22 protein-coding genes and 1 tRNA gene are annotated in these 23,604 nt (G+C 51.4%); 11 read left to right on the top strand and 12 right to left on the bottom strand.

Annotated elements, in window-relative coordinates:
- Positions 1 to 50: 50 nt before the first annotated feature.
- The 4 genes from GJJ30_RS04515 to GJJ30_RS04500 form a co-directional block, all read right to left on the bottom strand.
- Positions 51 to 677: an ExbD/TolR family protein gene (locus GJJ30_RS04515; protein WP_124874379.1), complete on the bottom strand. Its 627-nt coding sequence runs from the start codon at positions 675 to 677 to the stop codon at positions 51 to 53.
- A gap of 42 nt (positions 678 to 719) precedes the next feature.
- Positions 720 to 1,553, bottom strand: a complete 834-nt coding sequence (locus GJJ30_RS04510; RefSeq protein WP_154173621.1) for a MotA/TolQ/ExbB proton channel family protein — start codon at positions 1,551 to 1,553, stop codon at positions 720 to 722.
- Between the two features lie 538 nt (positions 1,554 to 2,091).
- Positions 2,092 to 3,291, bottom strand: coding sequence for an MFS transporter (locus GJJ30_RS04505; protein WP_154173619.1), 1,200 nt, complete (start codon positions 3,289 to 3,291; stop codon positions 2,092 to 2,094).
- Positions 3,292 to 3,414: 123 nt separating this feature from the next.
- Positions 3,415 to 3,792, bottom strand: coding sequence for a T9SS type A sorting domain-containing protein (locus tag GJJ30_RS04500; RefSeq protein WP_154173617.1), 378 nt, complete (start codon positions 3,790 to 3,792; stop codon positions 3,415 to 3,417).
- A 315-nt stretch (positions 3,793 to 4,107) separates the two neighbouring features.
- On the opposite strand from GJJ30_RS04500, the gene GJJ30_RS04495 reads away from it, so the two are divergent.
- The 10 genes from GJJ30_RS04495 (at position 4,108) to GJJ30_RS04450 (ending at position 15,900) form a co-directional block, all read left to right on the top strand.
- A complete protein-coding gene (locus GJJ30_RS04495) occupies positions 4,108 to 5,058 on the top strand; it encodes an RraA family protein (RefSeq protein WP_154174430.1) in 951 nt (316 codons plus the stop codon).
- A 127-nt stretch (positions 5,059 to 5,185) separates the two neighbouring features.
- Positions 5,186 to 6,454: a mandelate racemase/muconate lactonizing enzyme family protein gene (locus GJJ30_RS04490; protein WP_154173615.1), complete on the top strand. Its 1,269-nt coding sequence runs from the start codon at positions 5,186 to 5,188 to the stop codon at positions 6,452 to 6,454.
- Positions 6,455 to 6,457: 3 nt separating this feature from the next.
- Entirely contained in the window at positions 6,458 to 7,942 is a 1,485-nt protein-coding gene (locus GJJ30_RS04485; protein ID WP_205880530.1) for an alpha/beta hydrolase family protein, read from the top strand.
- Between the two features lie 85 nt (positions 7,943 to 8,027).
- A complete protein-coding gene (gene uxuA, locus GJJ30_RS04480) occupies positions 8,028 to 9,233 on the top strand; it encodes a mannonate dehydratase (RefSeq protein ID WP_154173613.1) in 1,206 nt (401 codons plus the stop codon).
- Positions 9,234 to 9,331: 98 nt separating this feature from the next.
- Positions 9,332 to 11,437, top strand: a complete 2,106-nt coding sequence (locus GJJ30_RS04475; RefSeq protein WP_154173611.1) for an alpha-glucuronidase family glycosyl hydrolase — start codon at positions 9,332 to 9,334, stop codon at positions 11,435 to 11,437.
- Between the two features lie 43 nt (positions 11,438 to 11,480).
- Positions 11,481 to 12,242, top strand: coding sequence for an SDR family NAD(P)-dependent oxidoreductase (locus GJJ30_RS04470; RefSeq protein WP_154173609.1), 762 nt, complete (start codon positions 11,481 to 11,483; stop codon positions 12,240 to 12,242).
- 114 nt (positions 12,243 to 12,356) lie between these two features.
- Complete coding sequence (locus GJJ30_RS04465; RefSeq protein WP_154173607.1) at positions 12,357 to 13,226, top strand: sugar phosphate isomerase/epimerase family protein; 870 nt, start codon at positions 12,357 to 12,359, stop codon at positions 13,224 to 13,226.
- A gap of 103 nt (positions 13,227 to 13,329) precedes the next feature.
- Complete coding sequence (locus tag GJJ30_RS04460) at positions 13,330 to 14,709, top strand: enolase C-terminal domain-like protein (protein WP_154173605.1); 1,380 nt, start codon at positions 13,330 to 13,332, stop codon at positions 14,707 to 14,709.
- Positions 14,710 to 14,770: 61 nt separating this feature from the next.
- On the top strand, positions 14,771 to 15,250 hold the full coding sequence (locus GJJ30_RS04455) for a response regulator transcription factor (protein WP_154173603.1): 480 nt from the start codon (positions 14,771 to 14,773) through the stop codon (positions 15,248 to 15,250).
- Positions 15,251 to 15,363: 113 nt separating this feature from the next.
- Positions 15,364 to 15,900, top strand: a complete 537-nt coding sequence (locus GJJ30_RS04450; RefSeq protein ID WP_154173601.1) for a DUF4199 domain-containing protein — start codon at positions 15,364 to 15,366, stop codon at positions 15,898 to 15,900.
- Positions 15,901 to 15,993: 93 nt separating this feature from the next.
- Here GJJ30_RS04450 and GJJ30_RS04445 read toward each other — a convergent pair whose 3' ends face one another.
- The 8 genes from GJJ30_RS04445 to GJJ30_RS04410 form a co-directional block, all read right to left on the bottom strand.
- Positions 15,994 to 16,560, bottom strand: a complete 567-nt coding sequence (locus GJJ30_RS04445) for a DUF4256 domain-containing protein (protein ID WP_154173599.1) — start codon at positions 16,558 to 16,560, stop codon at positions 15,994 to 15,996.
- Positions 16,561 to 16,800: 240 nt separating this feature from the next.
- The gene (locus GJJ30_RS04440) at positions 16,801 to 17,379 is read right to left on the bottom strand and encodes a YdeI/OmpD-associated family protein (RefSeq protein ID WP_154173597.1); all 579 of its coding nucleotides are present in this window, start codon (positions 17,377 to 17,379) and stop codon (positions 16,801 to 16,803) included.
- A gap of 9 nt (positions 17,380 to 17,388) precedes the next feature.
- On the bottom strand, positions 17,389 to 17,772 hold the full coding sequence (locus GJJ30_RS04435) for a DoxX family protein (RefSeq protein ID WP_154173595.1): 384 nt from the start codon (positions 17,770 to 17,772) through the stop codon (positions 17,389 to 17,391).
- A gap of 7 nt (positions 17,773 to 17,779) precedes the next feature.
- Complete coding sequence (locus GJJ30_RS04430; RefSeq protein WP_154173593.1) at positions 17,780 to 18,247, bottom strand: SRPBCC family protein; 468 nt, start codon at positions 18,245 to 18,247, stop codon at positions 17,780 to 17,782.
- Between the two features lie 81 nt (positions 18,248 to 18,328).
- A complete protein-coding gene (locus GJJ30_RS04425) occupies positions 18,329 to 18,664 on the bottom strand; it encodes an ArsR/SmtB family transcription factor (protein ID WP_154173591.1) in 336 nt (111 codons plus the stop codon).
- Positions 18,665 to 18,949: 285 nt separating this feature from the next.
- Positions 18,950 to 19,023, bottom strand: a tRNA-Pro gene (locus GJJ30_RS04420).
- A gap of 105 nt (positions 19,024 to 19,128) precedes the next feature.
- Complete coding sequence (locus tag GJJ30_RS04415; RefSeq protein ID WP_154173589.1) at positions 19,129 to 21,537, bottom strand: M1 family metallopeptidase; 2,409 nt, start codon at positions 21,535 to 21,537, stop codon at positions 19,129 to 19,131.
- Between the two features lie 232 nt (positions 21,538 to 21,769).
- Positions 21,770 to 22,393 (bottom strand): HupE/UreJ family protein, encoded by a 624-nt coding sequence (locus GJJ30_RS04410; protein ID WP_498071825.1) that lies wholly within the window; start codon positions 22,391 to 22,393, stop codon positions 21,770 to 21,772.
- 186 nt (positions 22,394 to 22,579) lie between these two features.
- Between GJJ30_RS04410 and GJJ30_RS04405 the strand changes: the two genes are divergently transcribed.
- Positions 22,580 to 23,551: a zinc-dependent alcohol dehydrogenase family protein gene (locus GJJ30_RS04405; RefSeq protein WP_154173584.1), complete on the top strand. Its 972-nt coding sequence runs from the start codon at positions 22,580 to 22,582 to the stop codon at positions 23,549 to 23,551.
- Positions 23,552 to 23,604 lie beyond the last annotated feature (53 nt).

Genomic DNA, 23,604 nt, shown 5'->3' with positions numbered 1-23,604 from the left:
TTTTACAATGTTAAGGCGATGAATCGCGTGAGTTTGTGGTTTAACCTTAATTAATCATTTGTCCATCCGGCGGGTGGAGCTTCGGTACCTGTAATCAGGTTGAACTTGTTGATGTTCTGCGATTGCAATGAACTCAATACGTTCTTGAAGTTCGGGAATTTCGCCAGGTTATCGCCTTTGACAGCAATACGCAGTTTATTGTTCGCTTTACGGGCATTGAAAACCCACTGCGACAACTGGTTGGTTTGCAGATTGGCCGTTGAATCCACCGGAATTCCCGGTTGTTTAACCTGACCCTGTTGATCCGGTTTCAGCGACAAATAGGATTTCAACTGGTTGATCGGTATTCCGAAGTTTGGCAGCAGTGAGAAGGCTTTCTTTTCGCGATCGGAGAAAGAAATGCCGTATACTTCACCAATGTTTTCGAGCATGGCCACCCGGTTTGGTTGACCATCGATACCGAAAAACACCTGTCCGGATTTATCCAAACTAATGGTCATGATATCGGTATCAGGAACTTTTATACCGGAGATCGAGGTCGGCGGATTGATTTCAGCAGCCTCCTGTACTCTGATCTGAGCCGTCAAAATAAAGAAGGTCAGTAGAAGGAATGCTACATCACACATCGCCGTCATGTCCATGTGAGGTCGCGACCGTTTGGGCTTAACGATAGGCATAGTTTAATCTTTTTGTGATGTAAAAACGTTACTAACCACTTATTAATTGTGTGCAGCAAAGTTTTGCTGAATGCTCAACCCGATTTCGTCGATGTTGTAGGTCAGCTCATCAATGCGGCTCGTAAAATAGCTGTACATGATCGTCGCGATAGCGGCCGTACCGATACCCAAAGCCGTGTTTACAAGGGCCTCAGAGATACCCGTTGACAAAGCAGCCGTATCCGGTTGACCCGTCGATCCCAATTCGCTAAATGCACGGATCATACCCAATACCGTACCCAACAGCGCAACCAGCGTTGATACCGAAGCCAGCGTAGCAATGATGGTCAGGTTTTTCTCCAACATCGGCAACTCGAGCGTTGTTGCTTCTTCTACTTCTTTTTGCAGGGCTACCAGTTTCTGCTCTTTCGTCAGTTCGGCATCCGTTCTCAGTTGCTGATATTTCAACAGAGCGGTTTTTACAACGTTACCAACTGAACCTTTCTGACGGTCGCACTCTTTGATGGCTGCGTCTACTTCATTGCGGTCGAGCATACCTTTTACTTTCCGAACAAACTCGTCGATTGAACCGGAACCATTGGCACGGCCGATCGTAATAAAACGCTCAATTGAGAAAACCAGCACAATTAAGAAACAGGTAAACAGCAGGGGTACGATTGGACCTCCTTTGTAAATGATCCCAAAATAATCGCCGTCGACCGGAAGGTTTTCGTTATTTCCACCCTGAAAGTGACTAGCATCGCCAAACACGAACATGTACGTGCAAACTGCGATGGCAAACAAAATGGGAATGACAAACACCGGATTCAGACCGCTCGACTTCTTCTTGGGAGCTGCTGCTTTAGCTGGTGCTGGAGTTGGAGATTGTGTTTTCATTAGACTAACTGTAGGGTTAAATTGAAACTGGTTTTTTGTGTAAAGAAAACGAAAATTTCAAATTGAAACGTTTTGGTAGAATAAAATTTCGGAAGACTTTTCGCGAAGCCTACAACAAAAGTATCAATTTTCTATCTGAAATTATACAAATGGGTATGTCATTTTTTTGTTAATTCGAGAAAATATTCAACGTTTTTTATATTTTTCCAAGTTTTTTATCTGAAATTATTTTAGATAAAATTTTATTAACTATTTCAATTTCACGCCATTATACAGAATATTATTCGTTTCCATTCGATTTACATTTTGCACAGGTTTTAATAAAGTTTTGTATACGTTATTCCACTAGCGTTGTAACGAAGTATGCACTTTTTGTATTTCTACTCATTCGTTCTATTCCACACCCCACAAATTAGTAACAAAAGACCAACTACAAAACCAGTTACTCATCCCGCTAAATTTTTTATACGATCTTCCAGCGGACCTCATTTTAGGTTAACCCGCTTTATGTTACCGATCTAAAAACGATACCTTAATTCTACTTTTCAAAAAAAACAGTTGCCTTCTTTTTTTTCTGACCTGTCAGGAGATAAAGAAAAGAAATCAATGAAAAAGCCGCCGTGACCAGGAAAGCCAGCGGAAACCGCTCCGTTTTATTGTCATATAGCGTAGCCGAAAGGAAAGCGCTCAGGCCAATACCGGCTTCCATCGCGATATACATCGTTGCCAATGCGCGCCCGCGATTTCCGGAATGACTCAGATCCACCGTCCAGGCCTGAGCCGTCGGCGAATACATTCCCGTCGAAATTCCGAATACAACTCCGGCCAGCAGAAAGGAGGCCACTGACGTACTGAAAGCCATCAACACCATCGCTGCGGTAATAAGCAGTGACGCAATTCGCAAAACCGGTCGACGGCCGTATTGATCGGACACTTTGCCCGCCAGAAACCGGATGGCCAGCGAGGAAATGGTGAAAACCGTAAAAAACAAGCCTTTATTGCCCACATTCAGGGCTTCACTGAAATCGGGTGTCAGCGTAATAACCGCCCCGAAACTGAACGAGTTAAGAAATGTTACCAGCGACGGCGATATAACCGTCGGTTCGAACACATCGCGACGCGAAATCCGCAATAATTTCCAGCGAAACGGCACCCGTTTGAGGAGCGTTTCTTTCATATTCAATAAAATAATGATGGATAACAACGCCAGCGCCGACGACGTATAGAATAAGGGATTCAAGCCAAAGGCCGCTGTTAACCAACTCCCGATGGCCGGCCCGAACGCCATGCCGATGCTGCCGCTCAATCCCAAAACGCCCATCGCTTCGCCCCGCCGTTCGTCGGGAACAATGTCGGCGACGTAAGCCGAGGTCCCGGTGGGTTTAAAACCGGTCGAAAAACCGTGTACCAATCGCAATAACAACAAAGCCGCTACGCCGTGCGCTACCGCCAGCGGCACAAGCGGATATAAAAAACCGCAGACAAAACAAACCAGCGACCCAAAGGCCATCACCGGCACGCGCCCGATCGAGTCGGTCAAGCGGCCGCTGAAAGGCCTTGATAATCCGGCGGTTATGGTAAATAAACTGATGATGTACCCTTTATATTCCGCTCCACCCAGGCTTGTTAAATAACCGGGCAATTCGGGAATCAGCATGTTGAAACTGGCGTAAAAAAGAAATGCGCTCAGGCAAAGAAGAAAAAAAGCAGGCGTGTAGATGGTGCGCGGCTGTTCCATTTACAAACTTAACAGTTTTTCGGTATACGGTTTCCGGTTTTCGGTATACCAAAAAAAAGCTACCTCCGAATCGGAAGTAGCTTTCCTGCGCTTTCTTAACCTAAACTAATCCTACAGAATCTTTTATTTCATTGAAATCATTCGGGTCGTTTCAATTACCACCGGTTTGCTGATGCTAACTGTTTTTTTAATACTACCCTCTGATGACGTAAATTCCAGTTCATATTGGCCTTCCGGCAGATCGCTCACGTCCAGCTTGGCGGCAAATTTGCTTTCACTCTTGCCAATAAAGCGTTTGAAAACCACTTCATTGTCGCTGTTACGCAGCGAAACCGTGACGGGGACGGAGGATGACTTTTCAACGGCCACCCAGATTTTGTTCTGGTTCGTAATAAAGGTGTTGGTCTCGAACGAACGGTTTTTGGGAGTGTTCGGGGTGGCCGTTGCGGTGTTGGCGCTCAGCAGCGCAGCGATGATCAGGGTACCAAATAATGCTTTCATGGTTGTTCGTATTTGTTGTTGTTGTTCTTTCTGTTGTTGTTACTGTTCTGATTACTATATGCCAATTGCTGTGCCAACAAATTGCCAATACGTTAAGTAACTGATTATCAGCTACCAACTTTTTTGTATATTTTTAAAGTGTACGATGCCGGACAATTTTTGTCCGCAAGCGAACAAAGTGGACACCGATTAGACAATTCTATCGCTTCTTTATAGTACCCGGACATTGACTCCACAATCAAACGGGTAGATATCTCCCGAATTTTCCTTCTTCCGTTTCAATCCTCAATCTTTTTCTGGTTCCTGATTACTATGATGAAATGGATCATTTTACCAGCCGTGGCGGTTTTTCTGCTCGGCCGGGCGACAGTGTCGTTCGGGCAGCAGATTTCCCGCGAAGAATTGATTTTTCTGACCCCCGAATGGAAGGGGGAACGCTTCCCCGATGGGCGACCCAAAGTGCCGGACGCCTTGCTGAAACGCATGAAACTGGTGACCCACGAAGAAGCCTGGGCCACGATGAAAGGCTCGAATTACAAATACCAGTACGCCGAAGGCTGGCAAACCATCAACCCCGACAGCGTGCTGGTGGGCCGGGCACTCACGGCAACGTTTATGCCCGGGCGTCCCGATGTGCACCGGGTGACTGATAAGAAAGGGCACGAAAAAGACGGACGCGTGAAATCGCAGAACGCCTGGCCCATCGATATGCTGACGAAAGGTGACGTGTATGTGGTCGATCAGTTTGGGATGCACGAAGATGGCCCGACCATCGGCGACAACCTCGGCAACTCGATTTACGCCAAAACCGGTAACGGGATTGTGTACGAAGGGGCCGTTCGCGACATCGCCGGTTTGAAGGAAATTGGCGGTTTTACCTCGTTCTTTCGCAGTTACCACCCTTCCCATCACCTCAACAATCCCGACGGCGAGCTGAATACCACCCTGGTCGGCATCAACCGCCCGACGCGGATTGGCAAAGTAATGGTGATACCCGGCGACGTAGTGCTGGGCCGCGACGGCGCGGTGACGTTCATTCCGCCCCACCTGGTCGAGAAAGTGGTCAAAACCTCCGAAATCGTGCGGTTACGGGATATGTTCGGGCACTTGCGGCTTCGTGAGCAGAAATACACGCCCGGCCAGATCGACAACCGCTGGTCAGACGAAATCGAAAAAGATTTCTCGCAGTGGCTCAACGCCCACCTGAACGAACTGCCGGTTCCGAAAGAACAAATTCAGGATTATTTGAAAACCCGAACCTGGTAAGGAGTTATTTCGCGGAGCTGAGCGGAGTTTAAAAGGAGTTAAGCGGAGTTAATTAATTTTCTCTGCTAAACTCTTTTAAACTCCGCTCAGCTCCGCGAAACAACCTCCCCACAAACTCCACAAACCCATGACTTCCAGAAGATCTTTCCTGACCAAAAGCGCCATTGCCAGCGTCTTTGCCGCGACCTCCAGTTTCGGCGCCCCCCTGGAAACCGCCGTCGAACGGGCTCCGCTATCGTCGGCCCCTTCCGACCTGAAAATCACCGATATTAAATGCGGTTACATCCGCAACGGCCATAGTTTATTCGTCAAGATTCATACCAACCAGGGCATCTGGGGCTGCGGAGAAGCCGTCGATGCCACACCCGGCACGTACCACCTGGTGAAAATGATGGCCCAGCGGATCAAGGGCAAAAGCCCGCTGAACGTCAATCGGTTGTTCGAAGACATTCGGAAATCCGGCTTCTTTGAAGGTGCGCAGGCTGGGATGTACATCGCCGTCCTGTCGGCCGTCGAAGCCGGGCTGTGGGATCTCGTTGGCAAGGCGCTCGGTCTGCCGGTGTACCAGTTGCTGGGCGGAAAATACCGTGATCGAATCCGGGTTTACTGCGACACCGGCACTTACCGCGACACGGACAAAAGCAACGACCATTTTGCCAAAAGTGCCACCGAAGCCGTCCAGATGGGCTTCAATGCCGTGAAATACGACATCGACGAATGGAACGATCCGAATAAATACGACCGCTACAACTGGACGGCCAGCCCCGGCGAACTGGAACGGATGTACAACCAGATTGCTTCCGTTCGGAAAGCCGTGGGACCGAAAGTCGATATCTGCGTCGATATGCACGGCCGGTACGACATGACCACCGGCAAACGAGTCGCCAAAATGATGGAACCGCTCAACCTGATGTTCCTGGAAGAGCCGATTCCGGCCGAAAACGTCGAAGCGTACAAGCTCATTTCCGAATCGACCAGCACGCCGATTTGTGCGGGCGAAAACCATTACCTGGCCTACGGGTTCCGTCGGATGCTCGAAATTGGCGCGGTGGATATCATCATGCCGGATTTGCAAAAAGCCGGTGGGCTGGGTGAAGGCCAGCGCATTGCCAACCTCGCCAATCTCTATTACGTGCCGTTTGCACCCCACATGGTGGCGTCGTACCTGGGCGCGATGGCGTCCAGCCACGTTTGCGCGTCGGTGCCGAACTTCATGATTTTGGAATGGCAGATTTATTTCCATGAAGACCCGATGTTCAAGGAAATTGTCACGTTCGACGGGCCGATGGTTAAAGACGGTTTTATTCCGCTGTCCGAAAAACCGGGTATCGGCGTCGAAATCAACGAAGAAGGGATGAAAAAATACGCGCCGAAAGATGTGCCTTTCTTTGTATAAGCGATGAAAAAACTGAAAGTCGCTTGTGCCCCCCATTCCCTGAAGAGGGCTTCGAATCCGGATGAAAAAGCCCCCTTTAGGGGGTGGGGAGTATGTAAGATAGCAACGATTTTGCTGCTCACAATTCTATCAGCAAAAACCGCGAACGCCCAAAGTCCGGATTTTTCGAAAATGACGCCGGACGAACGCAAGGCCTACATGGATAAAATGCGGGCGGCTTCGCAGGAAGACTGGGAGAAAACAATGGCGACGCTGCAAATCAAAACGCCGTCCTTGCCCCCAGCCTCTGATGATCCGAAACGGCCCCAGCACCTGAAGCAGCGCGAAGGTTCGACCAACTGGTACGATGAAGCGGGCAATACGCACGTACGGTCGGGCTGGGGCAACTGGACGAACTACGACGAAACAAACGCCAGCCGATACACGCTGCCGGACCCGTTGGTGCTGAAAAATGGAAAACCGGTCAAAACCGCCAGCGTGTGGTGGAAACAGCGCCGACCCGAAATTCTGCGCGATTACGAAACCGAGATTTACGGCAAAACGCCCCGGGACACGCCCAAAGTCACGTTTGAGGTCGCCAGTCCGGACACTGCCCTGGGCGGGCAAGCCAACAAAAAACTGGTTACTGGCCGCATCGACAATTCGAAATTCCCAAGTGCCACACCTCGCGTCGAACTGACGCTCTATACCCCGGCCAAAGCGACAGGCCCGGTGCCGCTGATGGTAATTGTCTGGGGCGCTTTTCCAACCCCGACGGCCACCATTCGGAAAATCATCGAAACCGGCTGGGCGGTGGCACTTTTCAACACCGGCGCCATTCAGATGGACAACGGGGGCGGTTTACACGCCGGAATTATTGGCCTAATGAACGAAGGCAACGACCGCAAACCCGACGACTGGGGTGTTCTGTCGGCCTGGAGCTGGGGCCTCAGCCGCGCGCTCGATTACCTCGAAACTAACAAAGCGATCAACGCCAAACAGATTGGAATTCAGGGGCATTCGCGCTGGGGCAAAACCGCTCTGCTGGCCGGGGCGCTGGACCCGCGCTGGGCCATCGTGTTTGCGAGTTGCTCGGGGTCAATGGGCGCATCGCTCGAAAAACGTAATTTCGGCGAAACACCCGATAATGTAGCCGGTTCGGGCTTGTACCACTGGATGGCGGGTAATTTCCTGAAATACGGCGGTCATTGGCAGGACATGCCGGTGGATGCCCATGAACTGATTGCGTTGCTGGCGCCCCGCCCGGTTTTCATCACCGGTGGCACCAAAGACCAGTGGGCCGATCCGCACGGCGAGTTTCTGGCCTGTGTGGCCGCCAGCCCGGTGTATGAGTTGCTGGGTAAAAAAGGCATTGGCACCAGGGAAATGCCCGCGCCGGATGTGGCCCTGGTTTCGGGTGAGGTGGCGTTTCGGAACCACGAAGGTGGCCATGTGGACAGCCTCGACTGGCCGGTTTTTCTGGAATTTGCTAAAAAGTATTTTAAATAACTTTACCCCCAACCCCCTGAAGGGGGCTTTATGATTCCAGATCAACAAGCCCCCTTCAGGGGGTTGGGGGCCTAAACAAGTAAGAATGGGAATGCTACAAACCATGCGCTGGTTCGGACCGCACGATCCGGTTTCGCTGATGGACATCCGCCAGGCGGGTTGTAACGCTGTCGTGACGGCCTTGCACCAGATTCCGGTCGGCGACGTCTGGGCGATTGCGGAAATTGAAAAACGGAAACAGCTCATCGAAGCCGATAACGGCCGGTATTCTCCGCTGCACTGGGCAGTGGTCGAAAGTCTGCCGGTTCATGAGGACATTAAAAAAGGCCGACCCACGCGGGCGCAATACATTGAAAATTACAAGGAATCGCTGCGAAATCTGGCGGCAGGTGGCATCACCACGGTTTGCTACAATTTCATGCCGGTGCTCGATTGGTCGCGGACGAACCTGAATTACGAAATGCCGGACGGTTCGCTGGCGTTGCGGTTTGTCTGGGAAGATTTTGCGGTTTTCGACCTCTGCATTCTGAAACGTCCCGGCGCCGAAGCCGATTACGAACCGGCTGTCCGGGAAGCCGCCCGCAGGAAGTTTTCCCAAATGACACCGGAAGAAATTGCGACGTTGACCAACACGGTTTTGCTCGGTTTGCCGGGTTCGGAAGAAGCCTTTACGCTGTCGACTTTTCAGGGATTACTGAACGAATACGCCACCATTCGCGACCGACAACTCCGTGATAATCTGTACTATTTCATTCGGGAAGTCGCTCCGGTAGCCGAATCGGTAGGCATTAACCTGTGCATTCACCCCGACGATCCACCAAAACCGCTGCTGGGTCTGCCGCGCGTGGTCAGCACGGAAGCCGATCTGGCCGAACTGATGTCCGCTTGCGATAGCACCGCCAACGGCATTACGTTTTGCACGGGCTCGCTCGGTATTCGTCCGGACAACGACCTGCCCGGCATCGTCCGGCGGTTTGGCAATCGGATTCATTTCATTCATTTACGAACGACGAAACGGGAGGAAAACCCGCTCAATTTTCACGAAGCCGACCACCTGGCGGGCGACGTGGACATGTACGCAGTGATCAGGGAAATTGTGCTGGAACAAAACCGGCGGGCCCAAACCGGCGTCGGCGTCACGGCCATTCCGATGCGCCCCGACCACGGGCACCAGATGCTCGACGACCTGCACAAGAAAACCTATCCGGGCTATTCCGCCATTGGTCGCTTGCGCGGGCTGGCAGAACTGCGGGGGTTGGAGTTGGGGATTGTACGGTCGTTGGAGGGTTAAATTATTTCGCGGAGTTAAGCGGAGTTTAAAAGAGTTTCGCAGAGGCTCCGCTAAACTCTTTTAAACTCCGCTCAACTCTGCGAAACAACTTTTATAAAATGAGCAGCAAACTCATATTTCTCTTATTGCTCACTACACTCTGCAAAGCCGGAACGCCGGACCGCGACGACGGTTATCGATTGTGGCTGAAGTATGACCTGATCAAAGACGCCACCAAACGAGCCGCGTACGCCCGTTCGACGCAGTTAATCGTCCTGAACAGCACCAGTCCGATTCAGAAAACGGCCGCCGAAGAATTGCAAACCGGTTTGCAGGGCTTATTGGGGAAAACCGTCCCGATTGTCGCCAGCGCGGGCGGCAAAACCGGCGGTATTACGTTGACCACTAACGCGGCTGCGTCACTTAACAGTGAAGGATACCAGCTTAGTAACCAGCAAAATACAATTACGATTACCGGCAAAACCGATGCGGGTGTGTTATACGGCGCGTTTGCCCTGCTGCGCCAGTTCCAGACGCTGCAACCCATCGACCGGCTCTCGCTAACCAGTAACCCGAAAATTCAGCACCGAATGCTGAATCATTGGGACAATACCGACGGCAGCATCGAACGCGGGTACGCCGGTCAATCGCTCTGGAAATGGTATGAGCTGCCCGAGCGCATCGATCCACGCTACCGGGATTATGCCCGCGCCAACGCATCTATCGGCATCAACGGAACGGTTGTCAATAACGTCAACGCGAGTTCGCGGTTTCTGACCGCCGAATATTTACAAAAAGTAGCCGCACTTGCGAACGTCTTTCGGTCGTACGGCATCAAGGTGTATCTGTCCGTGTATTTTCCGGCTCCCAAAACCATCGGCGGGCTGAAAACCGCCGATCCGCTCGATCCCGAAGTCAATAAATGGTGGGCCGATAAAGTGAATGAGATTTACAAATTCATCCCGGATTTTGGCGGTTTTCTGGTGAAAGCCAACTCGGAAGGGCAGCCCGGCCCGCAGGATTATGGCCGTAATCACGCCGACGGCGCCAACATGCTCGCCAAAGCGCTGGCTCCGCACAAGGGCATTGTTATCTGGCGGGCGTTTGTGTACAAAGCAGACGGAAAAGCCGACCGTTTCAAAGCAGCCTACGACGAATTTAACCCGTTAGACGGCCAGTTTGCGAAAAACGTCATCGTCCAGGTGAAAAACGGTCCGATCGATTTTCAGCCCCGCGAACCGTTTTCGCCCATTTTCGGCACCATGCCCAAAACTCCGCTGGGAATGGAGTTTCAGATCACGCAGGAATACCTCGGTTTTGCCACCCATCTGGTGTACGAAGCACCGATTTTCAAGGAGTGTTTGGATGCAGATACGTACGTTTCGGGAAAAGGTTCGACCGTGGCCAAAGTCGTTGACGGCAGTTTGCACCAATATCCGCTGACAGCCATTGCAGGGGTTGCCAACACCGGTTCGGATCGCAACTGGACGGGACATCCGCTGGCGCAGGCAAACTGGTACGCCTTCGGGCGGCTGGCCTGGGATCATACCTTATCATCCGAAGCCATTGCGAATGAGTGGGTTAAGATGACGCTGACTACCGAGCTATCATCGGCCAAAACCATTACGGATTTGCTGCTGAAGTCGCGGGAAATTTACGTCAATTACAACACCCCGCTGGGGCTGTCGCGGCCCTGGACGGGCGTGCATTTTGCGCCGGAGCCCTGGCAAAACCGGAGTTCGCGGCCCGACTGGACGGCGGTTTATTACCACCGCGCCGACTCGCTCGGAATCGGTTTTGAGCGTACGGCCAAAGGTAGCAATGCGCTGGCACAATACCGCCCCGAGGTGCAGCAGCAATGGAACAATCCGGCCACCTGCCCACTCCCCTATCTGCTCTGGTTTCATCACGTTTTGTGGACGCAGAAACTGAGCACGGGCCGAACGCTCTGGGACGAATTATGCACCCGGTTTTACACGGGCGCCGATTCGGTCGGCTGGCTGCAAAAACAATGGGCATCGGTTCGGAAAGATGTTGATTCCGAGACGTTTGCCAATGTTGCCGGACGCCTGGAAACACAGCAAAAAGAAGCCATCTGGTGGCGCGATGCCTGGGTGTTGTATCTTCAGGAATTTGCCCGGCAGCCCATTCCGGCCCCGTTTAAAAAACCGGAACGGAGCTTGAAGGAAGTCAAGGAATTGGTGGATATTTATCAATTACGATAAGTCAAACTTAAGTCGTATAAACGTACAATTAACAGAGAATCAATTGGATCAGACTGTATTTTCATTAACCGGCAAACTCGCCCTGATTACGGGAGGAGGCACCGGAATTGGTTTTGACATTGCCCGCTGCATGGTGCAGGCCGGTGCCACCGTCGTCATCACCGGCCGCCGGGAAGAACCGCTACAGGCTGCTGTCGCGGAGTTGGGCAAAAACGCCCATTATTTCACCAACGACGTGGCCGACCTGAGTGGTCTGGAACCGCTGGTCGAACAGATCGAACGGGCCATCGGGCCGATTGATATTCTGGTTAACAACGCCGGTATCAACCTCAAAAAACCGGCCCTGGAAGTCACGGACGAAGAATTCAGCCGCATCATTCAGACCAATCTGAATGCGGTTTTTGGACTGACTCGGGCCTGTGCCCGGCGGATGGTGCCCCGACGAAGCGGTTCGATCCTGATGATTTCGTCGATGGCGGCCTATTACGGCATCGACCGGGTGGCGGCTTATGCCGCTTCCAAGTCGGGCGTCGAAGGTATGGTGAAGGTGCTGGCGTCGGAGTTTTCACCTCACAACGTCCGGGTGAACGCCATTGCGCCGGGCTTCATCGAAACCGAAATGAGCAAAAAAGCGATGGGCGGTGATCCCGACCGGCGCGACCGGGCCATGCGCCGGACGCCGATGGGCCATTTTGGTAAACCGGAAGACATCGGCCATGCCGCCGTTTTCCTGTCGTCGGAAGCCGCCCGCTACATCACCGGTGCTTCGTTGCCCGTCGATGGTGGTAATTCGATTGGGTTTTAAAATTTGCCCCCAACCCCCTGAAGGGGGCTTCTCATCCTGCAATTTTAAGCCCCCTTCAGGGGGTTGGGGGCAGATTTCAAAGTTCAAAAATGACTTTCCTAAACCTCTTGATAAATGAATAAAATTAACCGGAAAACCTTTCTCGAAGAATTATCATTGCTGACCGGGGCTTCGCTGCTGGCGGGCCCGACCTCCGCTGCGCTTCGGAAAAAATCGAAGATGAAACTCGGCATGGTCACCTATCTGTGGGGCAAAGACTGGGACGTTCCGACGCTGATTCAGAACTGCACCACCGCCGGCATTGCCGGGGCGGAACTGCGGGTGGAACATGCGCACAAGGTGATGCCCGATCTGTCGGCGGCCGAACGGCAGGAAGTTAAGAAACGGTTTGCCGACAGTCCGGTTAAACTGGTGGGTTTGGGCACCAATGAGCAATACGACTACCCGGACCCGGAGCGGCTGCGGAAGTCCATCGAGCGAACGAAAGAGTTTATCCGGCTCAGCGCCGACGTAGGCGGTTCGGGCGTCAAAGTGAAACCCAATCAGTTGCACAAAGACGTGCCGGTTGAAAAAACGCTGGAGCAGATCGGGCGCTCGCTGGATGAGTTGGCGAAATACGCGGCTGATTTCGGGCAACAGCTCCGGCTGGAAGTCCACGGCAACGAAACGCAGGAATTGCCCAACATCAAAACCATCATGGACCACGCTCCGAACAAAAACGCGACGGTTTGCTGGAACAGCAACAAGCAGGATTTGAATGGCAACGGGCTGGAATACAACTTCAATCTGGTCAAAAACCGTCTGGGCGACACCTGCCACGTCCGCGAATTTAACGATCCGACGTATCCGTATCAGCAGTTTCTGGATCTGCTCGCCAAAGCGAATTATAAAGGCTGGGTGCTGCTCGAATGCCACACCAATCCGGCAGACAAAATTGCTTCGCTGATCGCGCAACGGCAGCTTTTTGAGAAAATGACTGCTTAATGGTTGACGGTTTACGGTATTCAATTGCTGACGCATGGATTAACTGTACGAGTAGAATGCGTCAGCCAACCGTAAACTGAATACTGAAAACCGTAAACTAATTATGAACCGCCGGGAATTTGTTGAACGAACCAGCGCACTGGTAGCCGCCGGAATCACCGGTTTTCCGCTGCAATCGGAGGCTTCTGAAAAACCGCTGGCGACGATTAGAATCAAAAACGTCAGCTCCAACTTTGAGCGCGAACCCCTGAATCCGTACCGGTTCAAAGGCAGCGCTATTACCGACAGTTGGCAAACAATGGCGATGCTGGAGTCAGAATCGGGCATCCGGAAAATCGGGCTGGCGACGCAGGGCGTTTTATGGTCGGATTCGAGCGTGTTTGCCGCCCACTCCGAAAGCGCCGGAAACGCGTTGATGTACGCCATGAGCGAACGGGCGCTGCAACTCATCAAAGGCACGTCGTTCACAACGCCGGTCGAGTTGCTCGATACGGTTTTGCCGGAAGTACTGGCGTATGGGAAGAAAATTACGGGCAATCCGAACCTGCGGAAAACCTTCGCGCTCAATGCGTTAGTCTGCGTCGACAATGCGGCCTGGCTGCTGTACGCGCAGGAAAACCGCATGGCTCGTTTCGACGACATGATTCCGGCGGCCTACAAACCGGGTTTGTCGTACCGGCACGCGAAAGTCGCCAGCATTCCGTCGTTCAGCGTCGGCACCAGTCCTGAGCGGATCAAGGCCGCAGCCGACGAAGGCTATTTCATCATGAAGTTGAAAACCGGGTCGGCGGGTACGCAGCCGGAAATGATCGAAAAGGACATCGCCTTTCTGACGGCGCTGCACAAAGCCATCGGGCACTACGAAACGCCGTACACGAAAACCGGCAAAATACCGTATTATTTCGACGCCAACGGCCGCTACGAGAAGAAAGAAACGCTGCTCCGGTTTCTGGATCACGCCAAAAAAATCGGTGCGTTCGACCAGATTGCGGTCATTGAAGAACCGTTTGAGGAGAATAACGAAGTTTTTGTGGGCGACCTGGGCGTGCGGGTGGCCGCCGACGAAAGCGCGCATACCGTGGAGGATGCCGCCCGTCGGATTGAGCAGGGCTACTCGGCGATTGCCGTCAAAGCGATTGCCAAAACACTCAGCATGACCATGAAAATCACGCAGTTAGCCTACGAGAAAAAGATTCCCTGCTTCTGCGCTGATCTGACCGTGAATCCCATTCTGGTCGACTGGAACAAGGCTGTGGCCGCCCGACTGCCACCTTTTCCGGGCATGACGGTCGGTTTGCAGGAAACCAACGGGCATCAATATTTCAAAAACTGGGACAAGCTGATGTCGTACCATCCCAAAGCGGGTGCTACCTGGACCAAAACGCAAAAGGGCGTTTACCTCACCGATGCTACATTTTACGAACAAAGTGGCGGCATTTTTGAACCATCGGCTCATTACGAAGCCCTGTTCGCCGATAAATAAACGGGCAACTATCGTCCGAAAGCATTATTTTTCTGTTTAGAAGTACCATTCGCGGACAGTAATGCAACTATTGCTCAATTTTCTAACCAGAAATAAGCCCACCTTCCTTTACGGTATTTCGCTGGCTTTCCTGCTATTTCTACTCAAATGGCTTGAGTTACGGTTTTTAATTATCAATCATGCTTTCGAAATTTATATCGGGGCGATTGCGGTTCTTTTTACGGTTTTAGGCGTTTGGCTGGCACAAAAATTAACCAAACCAAAAATCGAAACCGTCTTTGTAGAAAAAGAGATTATCGTCAAAAAAAGTGACGATTTTATCTTGAATGAAGCCGAGTTGAGTCAAACCGGTTTAAGCAAACGCGAACTGGACGTTTTGCAGTTGATGGCCGCAGGATACAGCAATCAGGAGATTGCGGAGCGGTTGTTTGTTTCCCTCAATACCGTCAAAACGCACTCGTCGAATGTGCTGGAAAAACTGGACGTCAAACGCCGAACCCAGGCGGTTGAAAAAGCGAAACGACTCCGCCTGATTCCCTGAATACGCTCCTCCTTTAGCGTGATTTAGGAGCCAAAACCGGTAAATCACCCGAAAGAATGAGCGAAAACCAAACCGGTTTGCTCACTTTTGCTCCGAATCAAGCCTTGCAGCCCATGAAAAAAATCATCCTCATCTGCGGATTTATTGCCGGTTTCGTTTTGACAACAGTGATGGCCGTCTCCACGGTCATGTGTTACATGTACCAGAATTTTGAAAGCAACATGGCGCTGGGTTATGCGTCAATGGTGCTCGCATTCTCCCTTATCTTCGTCGGGATAAAAAACTACCGGGATACCTATAACAACCAAATTATCTCCTTCGGAAAAGCGTTTAAAATTGGCCTGTACATTACGCTGATTGCTTCGACGATGTACGTCATTACCTGGCTGATCGAGTATTACGTATTCATTCCGGATTTTATGGATAAATACACCGCTCACGTCTTGAGAGAAGCGAAAACTGCCGGAGCCAGTACCGAAGAATTAGCCAGTAAGTCGAGCGAAATGGACATGTATAAAAAGATGTATAAAAACCCGTTGTTCGTTGTATTACTGACTTACGCAGAAGTGTTTCCCATCGGCCTGGTTATCTCCCTGATTTGTGCGTTGATTCTAAAAAGAAATGATCGGAATCTGGCGCCAACGGCTTAATTTTATCACCCTCAGCATACATCGAAACCGCCGTTGGATTCGGCTTTATCAGGTGCCAAACCTGTAAGGTTTTCAAAACCTTACAGGTTTGGTTTAGACCCGTAGTAAACCCCGGAATCCCCGGGCGGCATAATACGATTCGGCCCCGTTGTGGTACAGAAAAACCGTGTCGTACCGACGGTCACAGAAGAGCGCTCCACCGAGTTTCCGGACTTCAGTGGGCGTTTGCACCCAGCTCGACGTTTTCATATCAAAGGACCCCAGTTGCTGCAACGCCCGGTATTGCTCTTCGGAAAGCAGCTCAACGCCCATTTCAGCAGCCATGTCCACGGCATTATCCTGCGGTTTGTATTCTTTCCGCGATTCCAGCGCGGCCCGGTCGTAACAAACACTTCGGCGGCCTTTCGGACTTTCCGCCGAGCAGTCACAAAAGAGGTAGTCGCCCGTTTTCGGATCATGGCCAATCACATCCGGTTCTCCACCGGTTTCTTCCATAATGCTGAGCGACCACAGTTTTTCCGGACTGGATTCCAGTTTTTCCAGTACAACCGCCCAGTCCAGACCGGCATGGCGGTTTTTATGTTTCTCAAACCGGATTTTCAGAGTCTTGAGCAGGTCTTCCCGATGCTCCGGCGACAACTCGTTTTTAGGACTGTTCATGTATTGAACTTGTTTAAAGTTGTGATTTTGAGTTTCCGATTTTGCTCTAGTCTGCCCCCAACCCCCTAAAGGGGGCTTTAAAAACCGGATGCTAAAGCCCCCTTTAGGGGGTTGGGGGCAGACTAGAGCAAAATGTAGTCGGGTAAATTTAAATTTTAAACAGCTTCATTGATTGTTTTTGGCTTACTGCATTTTCGTCAACTCGTTTTCGAGTCGGTCCATGTTTTCCTCTACATTGCCTTAGTCTTCCAATCCCTTTCCATCCAGAATGGCAGGCATCCATTTCTCAATCCGCGACGCCCGGGTTTTCGCCTGTTTCGCTTGTGAAAAATGCAGTAAATACGCTCGTTGTCGGCCCGGTGTCAGGGTGGCAAATGCGGTTTTCAAAGCCGGGATTTCGTCCAATTTATCCCGAAATTCGTCCGGCATGGCAAATTCCGGCGTCTTTTTTAATTCCACCTTTAAACCGGCTTCTTCCACTTCCACGGCTTCATAAATATAAGCTTCCAGCACAGTTTCGAGATGACGAATTTCGTCCACATTCGTAAACCGGATCTGGCGCGCCGACTGCACATTTTCGGTTTGCTGGATCAAAATGCCGTTGGAATCTTTCAACAAAGCCCCTTTGTGAAACAGGAGCGCGCAGTATTCTTTAAATCCGTGAATCAACACAACGTTCTTTTTCTCAAACGTGTAGCAGGGAACGCCCCATTTCAACTCTTCGGTCAGATGGCAGCTGAGCACAATCGTTCGCAAAAGCCGGTATTCCTCCTGCCACTTTTTGGCCTTGTCAAAAAAGAAATCAACCTTGGGATTCATGCTTTTCAGTTAAAGGGTAACGGGAATCAATTTTCGATCCGTCGGCCGGAAATACCACGAAACCGCCGTCAGGACAAGCAATAAAACCGGGCCAAAATTCTCTTTGGCGTCGTCTCCATTAATTACGTGCGAAAAAACCGCCCCGGACATGATAAAGAAAAAACCGGCATACGCCCATTCCTTCAGCAGCGGGAATTTAGGCAGAAGGACGGCAATTACGCCCAGAATTTTCCAGACACCCAGTAGAGTCAGGAGATAAATCGGATAGCCCAGGCGCGTAAACAGATCGACCTCCTCCTTCATTTTGATCAGTTGAACGATCCCCGTGGATACCATTCCGAGGGACAGCCAGAGCGTGGCGACCCAATAGATGATTTTGTTCCGTTTTGCCATGATGCGGTTATTTTAAGTTGCTGACGACATCCTGCAAGCGGTTGTGCGCCCTATTTATACCCTGCGCGAAAGGCAATTGCAGCATCTGATTCCGGTCGGCCACCGATCGATACACGATTTGCATGCTGAGTTTACTGCGGTTTTCCGCCAGGGATTCGAACTCCAGAAACTCGAGTTGAACCGGAAAAGGGGTGTTCTCCATTTCGAAGGTCCGGATGATTTTCCGGTTCGGCACAAACGCATGAATCGTCCCGTTGGCCCGCATCACTACGTTTCCGTGCGCATCGGATGTCTCAAACTGGTAACTTCCGTGCTTCTTATTTTCGAGTTTCAGCACCTTTGTATTCATCCATTGCGCCACAATTTCGGCTTCCTCATACGCTTTAAACAGCAATTCCAACGGTAAATCGAATTCCCGGGTGATCAGCAGGTCCTGGTTGCCATCCTCGGCGTTGATCTTGGTTTTGCGTTCCATGCTAGTTGTTGGATTGGTATAACAGACAGTTAGACAAGAGAGAAAAGATGAAAGATTTCATTGATTTTGTTAATCTCTTGTCTATTCTCTTTCTTCTTTTTTCTGCGTATAATTTTTCATGATGGCTTCCAGTTTGTTAAACCGGTCGTCCCACAGGTTGCGGAACGGTTCGAGGAAGTCGGCTATCTCTTTCATTTTCTGACCATTGAGGTGATAGTAAATCTCCCGACCGGTTTGTTCCTGTTTCAGCAGTTCGCACTCGGTCAGGATCTGGAGGTGCTTGGAAACCGTCGGCCGGGCGGTGTCGAAATTGGCGGCTATGGCCCCGGCCGTCATGGCGTGCGAAGCCACCAGCAGCAGAATCGCCCGCCGGGTCGGGTCGGCGATGGCCTGGAATACGTCGCGTCGTAAATTCATTGCGTAGCTATTTGGCTACAAATATATATGTAGCCATTTAACTACGCAAATTTTCCGCGATATTTTTACCGGATAGTTTGAAACCGCTCTCCAGATGAAAAACCTTATTACTTGTGTTTGGTAAATTCCTGAAATTGAGAAAGAAACTAGTTAGCTAATGCAAGCCAAGACAATTTAGGCAGAAGGAAAACCGGGCTGGTTTTTGTGAATGCAAGGTAGCAAAACAAAAAACCCTGCACTTGATGTGCAGGGTTTGAATGCCTTCCATAGCAGAAGTCCCATATGTCGGGATGGCGGGATTCGAACCCACGACCCCTTGCACCCCATGCAAGTACACTACCTGGCTGTGCTACATCCCGAATCGGGTGCAAACTTAATGAATAATGAACAAGGAACAATGAATGAGCCCGAAAGAATCTCAGAGAATCCTCCACCTCCTTTCATTATACATTGTCAATTGTTCATTATTCATTCTTCGGCGCCCCGCCCTGCCGCGCCGGTGGTTGCGTCGATTGCCGCTGTTGCTGCATCGGGTTCGGACCCTGAGCACCACCACGGCCACCGCCCTGCTGCTTGAATAACTGGAAACGCGTCGGTTTTGAAACGCGCGGGAACGAGTTGTTCTCCGTATCGATGTCGGCAATCTCCTGGAAGGGGTCCAGTGTCCACTGCGTCACTTTCTTGCTGGTGGCAATCACCTTGTTGATCTGCAAGTCGTTGAACCGCCAGATTTCCGCCGGAAAACGAGCCACCGAATCCGTGCCATCTTCAAACTCCATCCGCACGATTATCGGCATCGGCAAACCGCCTTTGTTCTTCAGTGTCAGCGTGTAGAAGTTATTTTTTGAGTTCAGCGTTTTACGCTCGTCTTCCGTCAGCGACGACAGGTAATCCTCGTATTTCTTTTTATCCGCATCGGTTACCGCGTACGGATCGTAGCGGTTGTAGAAGTCCTTCATCGTCGAATCCTTCGCCACCACGGTTTGCGCTTGAGTAGCCGCATCCCGCATTTTGCTCACGGTTTTGGCTTTTCCGGCGGCTTCGGCGCGGGCAAGGGCTTTTTCCACTTCGGGATTCTGGGTGTTCAAAGTAAACCAATCGACCTCCACCAGATCCTGATCAACAGGCTCGACACCGTAGAACCAGCCTTTCCAGAACCAGTCCAGATCAACGCCCGAAGCGTCTTCCATCGTCCGGAAGAAATCCGCCGGGGTCGGGTTTTTGAACATCCAGCGTCGGGAATATTCTTTGAAGGCGTAGTCGAACAGCTCGCGGCCCATGACGGTTTCGCGCAGGATGTTCAACGCGGCCGCCGGTTTCGCGTAGGCGTTCGATCCCAGGTTAATGACATTTTCGGACGAGGTCATGATCGGCGATAGAACCGATGGGTCAGATTTCATGTAGTCGACAATCTGGTACGGCTCCCCGCGCCGGGTCGGGAAGTTGTAATCCCATTCTTTTTCGGCCAGATACTGACAGAAGGTGTTCAGTCCTTCGTCCATCCAGGCCCACTGCCGCTCGTCGGAGTTGACGATCATCGGGAAAAAGTTGTGCCCTACTTCGTGGATAATCACCCCAATCATCCCGGCTTTCACGGCTTCGGAGTAGGTGCCGTCGGGTTCGGGCCGCCCGCCGTTGAAGCTGATCATCGGGTATTCCATGCCCCCGCCCGGCGTAGCGTGGCAGGAAATGGCGACCGGGTACGGATACTTGAAGGTACGGTTTCCGTACGATTTCAGCGTATGTTCCACGGCCCGGGTCGAGTATTGCCCCCAGAGCGGATTGCCTTCTTTCGGATAAACGGACATGCTCCAGATTTTGCGACCGTCGCCGTAGACATCGGTTTGCATGGCATCCCAGATGAACTTGCGAGATGACGCAAAGGCAAAGTCGCGGACGTTATCGGCTTTGTAAATCCAGGTTTTCCTGCCCGTCGGTTTTCCTTTTTCGGCGGCTTCGGCTTCGGCCTGCGTCACAATCACCACCGGCGTTTTGGAATTGGCGGCTTTCTGCATCCGCTGGGCCTGCGTCGCCGACAACACCTGCTTATAATTCTGGCACTCGCCTGATGCCGCCACCACGTGGTCGTTCGGAACTGTGATCGCTACTTTGTAATTGCCGAAAATGAGCGTGAACTCGCCTTGCCCCAGAAACTGCTTGTGTTGCCAGCCGTTGACATCGTCGTAAACCGCCATCCGCGGAAACCAGTGAGCGATAAAGTAATTATAATTGCCGTCTTTCGGGAAAAATTCGTAGCCGCTCCGGCCGTAGTATTCGGTGATGTTGTAATTCCAGTCGACGCCGAAAACGAAGTTTTGCCCCGGTTTCAACGGCGCGGGCAGGTCGATTCGCATCATCGTCTGGTTGATCGTATACTTGAGCGGTTTTCCGGTTTTGTCCTTCACGGCCGTAATTTTATAGCCAAAATCCCCGTCAAAAGCCTTTCCGCGTCGGTGTCCGGCCGTGGTGGTCAGCTCTGCCAATGCGGCCGTCGAGGTTCCGGTTGCGCTGACACTTCCGGTTCCGGTAATACCCCCGATGGAGCCTTTTTCGAAGTAATTCTGCTCGAGTTGCAACCAGATATACTTCAGCTCATCGGGTGAGTTATTGAAATAGGTGACGGTTTCCGATCCAATAATTTTCTGATTAACGTCGTCAAGTTCTACTTTAATATCGTAGTCCGCCCGGTTTTGGAAGAAGTCACGGCCCGGCGCGCCGGAAGCCGTCCGGAAGGTGTTGGGTGTGGGCAACAACTGGCCCATCTGTTCGAAGCGGTCGTTGGCTTTGTAGGTAGTGGTTGAAGGCGTTTGCGCCCTGGTGCCAAATACTATTGCGGTCAATCCCGCAGCCAAGAGATAAAATCTCAGGTTCATAGTTAGGTATCCGAATATAATTTGTGATGAATGCAGCAATGAAGTTACTAAAAACCGGTAAACTTACTTTATCAAATGGGATAGCGACCGTACAATCCCGGAAAAGATGCTATTTATCCTTACTCTAGTACCACGGACTGTCAGTCCGTGACGATTTCTGTAATCCATTAGATAATATCAGCTTAACGGTTCACCAGCTCACACGGGCTGATCGTCCGTAATTACATTATCGTCAGGCGAAGTACCCGTTGTTGATAATGAGGGAAAGGGCCATTCCGGCGACAATCCCGGAAACGATCAGATTCCAGTCGTGACGCCGAACGCTCAGCAGTTCGACCAGCACGAAAGCAAGGGCCAAAACCGCCAGGACGATAAAAATCTGGCCGAATTCCAGCCCCAGATTGAAGGCAAACAGCGGTTTTAAGATGCTGGATTGCTGACCCAGCAGGCTCCGCAGGTAATTGGAAAAACCCATGCCGTGAATTAACCCGAACAGCAACGCCAGCACGTAGCGCCCCTTCGGTTGTTTCAGCGGTTCGTTAAAACGGCTTTTGGGTACTTTGAAGAAAAAATTAGAAATGGCAGTCACCAGAATAGTGACCGGTATCAGTAACTCGATCAGTTCGGTACTGTAGTCGATCAGTTGCAGCGTTGCCAGAGCCAGTGTGAAGGAATGACCAATGGTAAACGCCGTCACCAGAATCAAAACCTGTTTCCACTGATTGAGGTTATAAATAGCACACAGCGCAATGACAAACAAAATGTGGTCGTAGCCACCCGGATCGGTTATATGTGAAAAACCCAATTGGAGGTAAGCCCAGAATTCACTCATGCGGTTTGTGTTGATTAGACCCATCCCTTACCCGCACGAAGGCGGTTTTCCGGGAATTAGCGGTTTTGGGTCAGTTGTTAAAAAAGTCATCAAGCGGGCAAAATTAGAAAGTTTGTCTATTCAGACCTACTTTCCCGCTGGTAACAATGGATTGCCTTGTACTTTTGTCGAACAATTCGGTATTTTACGGTTTAAGCCTTTGCTCTATCCATGCAAACCGTCAGCTTTTCTTCCATTGGCAAACCCACCGACGTCCTTCAGGTCGTCGATGCGCCCCTGCCCGAACCGGGGCCCGGCGAAGTTCGGATTAAAGTCATCGCCAGCCCGATCAATCCCTCGGATCTGATGTTTGTTCAGAACCTTTACGGCATTCAGCCCGAATTGCCTTCCGGTGCCGGTTTTGAAGGCGTCGGAATCGTGGATGCGCTGGGGGAAGGCGTTACGATGCGAACCGGGATTCGGGTGAGTTTTACGGCCATCGGCACCTGGTCGGAGTACGTTCTGGCCAAACAACGAAGCCTGATTCCGGTACCGGATGCGTTGTCTGACGAAGTGGCCGCGCAGTTGTTTGTCAACCCGTTTTCGGCCTACGCCATGCTGGAAGAATCCGGTTTACAGCCCGGCCAATGGGTGCTGCTGACGGCCGCGGGATCGTCGTTCAGCAAACTCGTGATTCAATTGTGCAAGCTGAAAGGCATCCAGACCATCGGAACGGTGCGGCACCATGATCTCGACGACGAATTAAAAGCGCTTGGATTGACAGAAATTATCAATACGGAGAAAGAAAAACTGACAAACCGCGTCAAAGCGATCACGGAGGGCAAAGGAGTAGCCTGTGTGCTGGAAGCCGTGGGCGGAAATACGGCTTCCGATGCATTGAAATGTCTGGCAAAAGGTGGCACCATGCTGCTCTACGGCGTCTTAAGCATGCAGAATCCGTCGTTCAATGTTGGTTTGGTGATTTTCCGGGAGCTGACGGTCAAGGGTTTCTGGCTCACCGACTGGATGCGCCGGGTCGATAGCCAGATGCGGCAAAACGTAGCCCGGAATGTCATGACACTGCTCGTTAGCGGACAGATTCAGGTGCCGGTTGAAGCCACCTACCCCATTTCCGAAATCAAAAAAGCCGTTGAACACAGCGAACAGGCCGGTCGGCACGGGAAGATTTTGCTTAAAGCCTGATCAGTAACTTTTCCAATCATTCTACTTATTGTTTCGTTATATTTGACCAACGG

Source organism: Larkinella terrae, from assembly GCF_009668025.1.
Taxonomy (GTDB): domain Bacteria; phylum Bacteroidota; class Bacteroidia; order Cytophagales; family Spirosomataceae; genus Larkinella; species Larkinella terrae.
The sequence above is the reverse complement of the archived record's forward strand: the minus strand, read 5'-3'. Positions and strand labels throughout refer to the sequence as shown.

Bases quoted from the DNA above. Each gene is read 5' to 3' on its own strand.
- GJJ30_RS04500 (WP_154173617.1), bottom strand. From the start codon at position 3,792: ATGAAAGCATTATTTGGTACCCTGATCATCGCTGCGCTGCTGAGCGCC.
- GJJ30_RS04505 (WP_154173619.1), bottom strand. From the start codon at position 3,291: ATGGAACAGCCGCGCACCATCTACACGCCTGCTTTTTTTCTTCTTTGC.
- GJJ30_RS04450 (WP_154173601.1), top strand. From the start codon at position 15,364: ATGAAAAAAATCATCCTCATCTGCGGATTTATTGCCGGTTTCGTTTTG.
- GJJ30_RS04465 (WP_154173607.1), top strand. From the start codon at position 12,357: ATGAATAAAATTAACCGGAAAACCTTTCTCGAAGAATTATCATTGCTG.
- GJJ30_RS04435 (WP_154173595.1), bottom strand. From the start codon at position 17,772: ATGGCAAAACGGAACAAAATCATCTATTGGGTCGCCACGCTCTGGCTG.
- GJJ30_RS04495 (WP_154174430.1), top strand. From the start codon at position 4,108: ATGAAATGGATCATTTTACCAGCCGTGGCGGTTTTTCTGCTCGGCCGG.
- GJJ30_RS04430 (WP_154173593.1), bottom strand. From the start codon at position 18,247: ATGGAACGCAAAACCAAGATCAACGCCGAGGATGGCAACCAGGACCTG.
- GJJ30_RS04410 (WP_498071825.1), bottom strand. From the start codon at position 22,393: ATGGGTCTAATCAACACAAACCGCATGAGTGAATTCTGGGCTTACCTC.
- GJJ30_RS04440 (WP_154173597.1), bottom strand. From the start codon at position 17,379: ATGAATCCCAAGGTTGATTTCTTTTTTGACAAGGCCAAAAAGTGGCAG.
- GJJ30_RS04485 (WP_205880530.1), top strand. From the start codon at position 6,458: ATGAAAAAACTGAAAGTCGCTTGTGCCCCCCATTCCCTGAAGAGGGCT.
- GJJ30_RS04510 (WP_154173621.1), bottom strand. From the start codon at position 1,553: ATGAAAACACAATCTCCAACTCCAGCACCAGCTAAAGCAGCAGCTCCC.
- uxuA (WP_154173613.1), top strand. From the start codon at position 8,028: ATGGGAATGCTACAAACCATGCGCTGGTTCGGACCGCACGATCCGGTT.
- GJJ30_RS04475 (WP_154173611.1), top strand. From the start codon at position 9,332: ATGAGCAGCAAACTCATATTTCTCTTATTGCTCACTACACTCTGCAAA.
- GJJ30_RS04490 (WP_154173615.1), top strand. From the start codon at position 5,186: ATGACTTCCAGAAGATCTTTCCTGACCAAAAGCGCCATTGCCAGCGTC.
- GJJ30_RS04445 (WP_154173599.1), bottom strand. From the start codon at position 16,560: ATGAACAGTCCTAAAAACGAGTTGTCGCCGGAGCATCGGGAAGACCTG.
- GJJ30_RS04425 (WP_154173591.1), bottom strand. From the start codon at position 18,664: ATGAATTTACGACGCGACGTATTCCAGGCCATCGCCGACCCGACCCGG.
- GJJ30_RS04415 (WP_154173589.1), bottom strand. From the start codon at position 21,537: ATGAACCTGAGATTTTATCTCTTGGCTGCGGGATTGACCGCAATAGTA.
- GJJ30_RS04455 (WP_154173603.1), top strand. From the start codon at position 14,771: ATGCAACTATTGCTCAATTTTCTAACCAGAAATAAGCCCACCTTCCTT.
- GJJ30_RS04405 (WP_154173584.1), top strand. From the start codon at position 22,580: ATGCAAACCGTCAGCTTTTCTTCCATTGGCAAACCCACCGACGTCCTT.
- GJJ30_RS04515 (WP_124874379.1), bottom strand. From the start codon at position 677: ATGCCTATCGTTAAGCCCAAACGGTCGCGACCTCACATGGACATGACG.
- GJJ30_RS04460 (WP_154173605.1), top strand. From the start codon at position 13,330: ATGAACCGCCGGGAATTTGTTGAACGAACCAGCGCACTGGTAGCCGCC.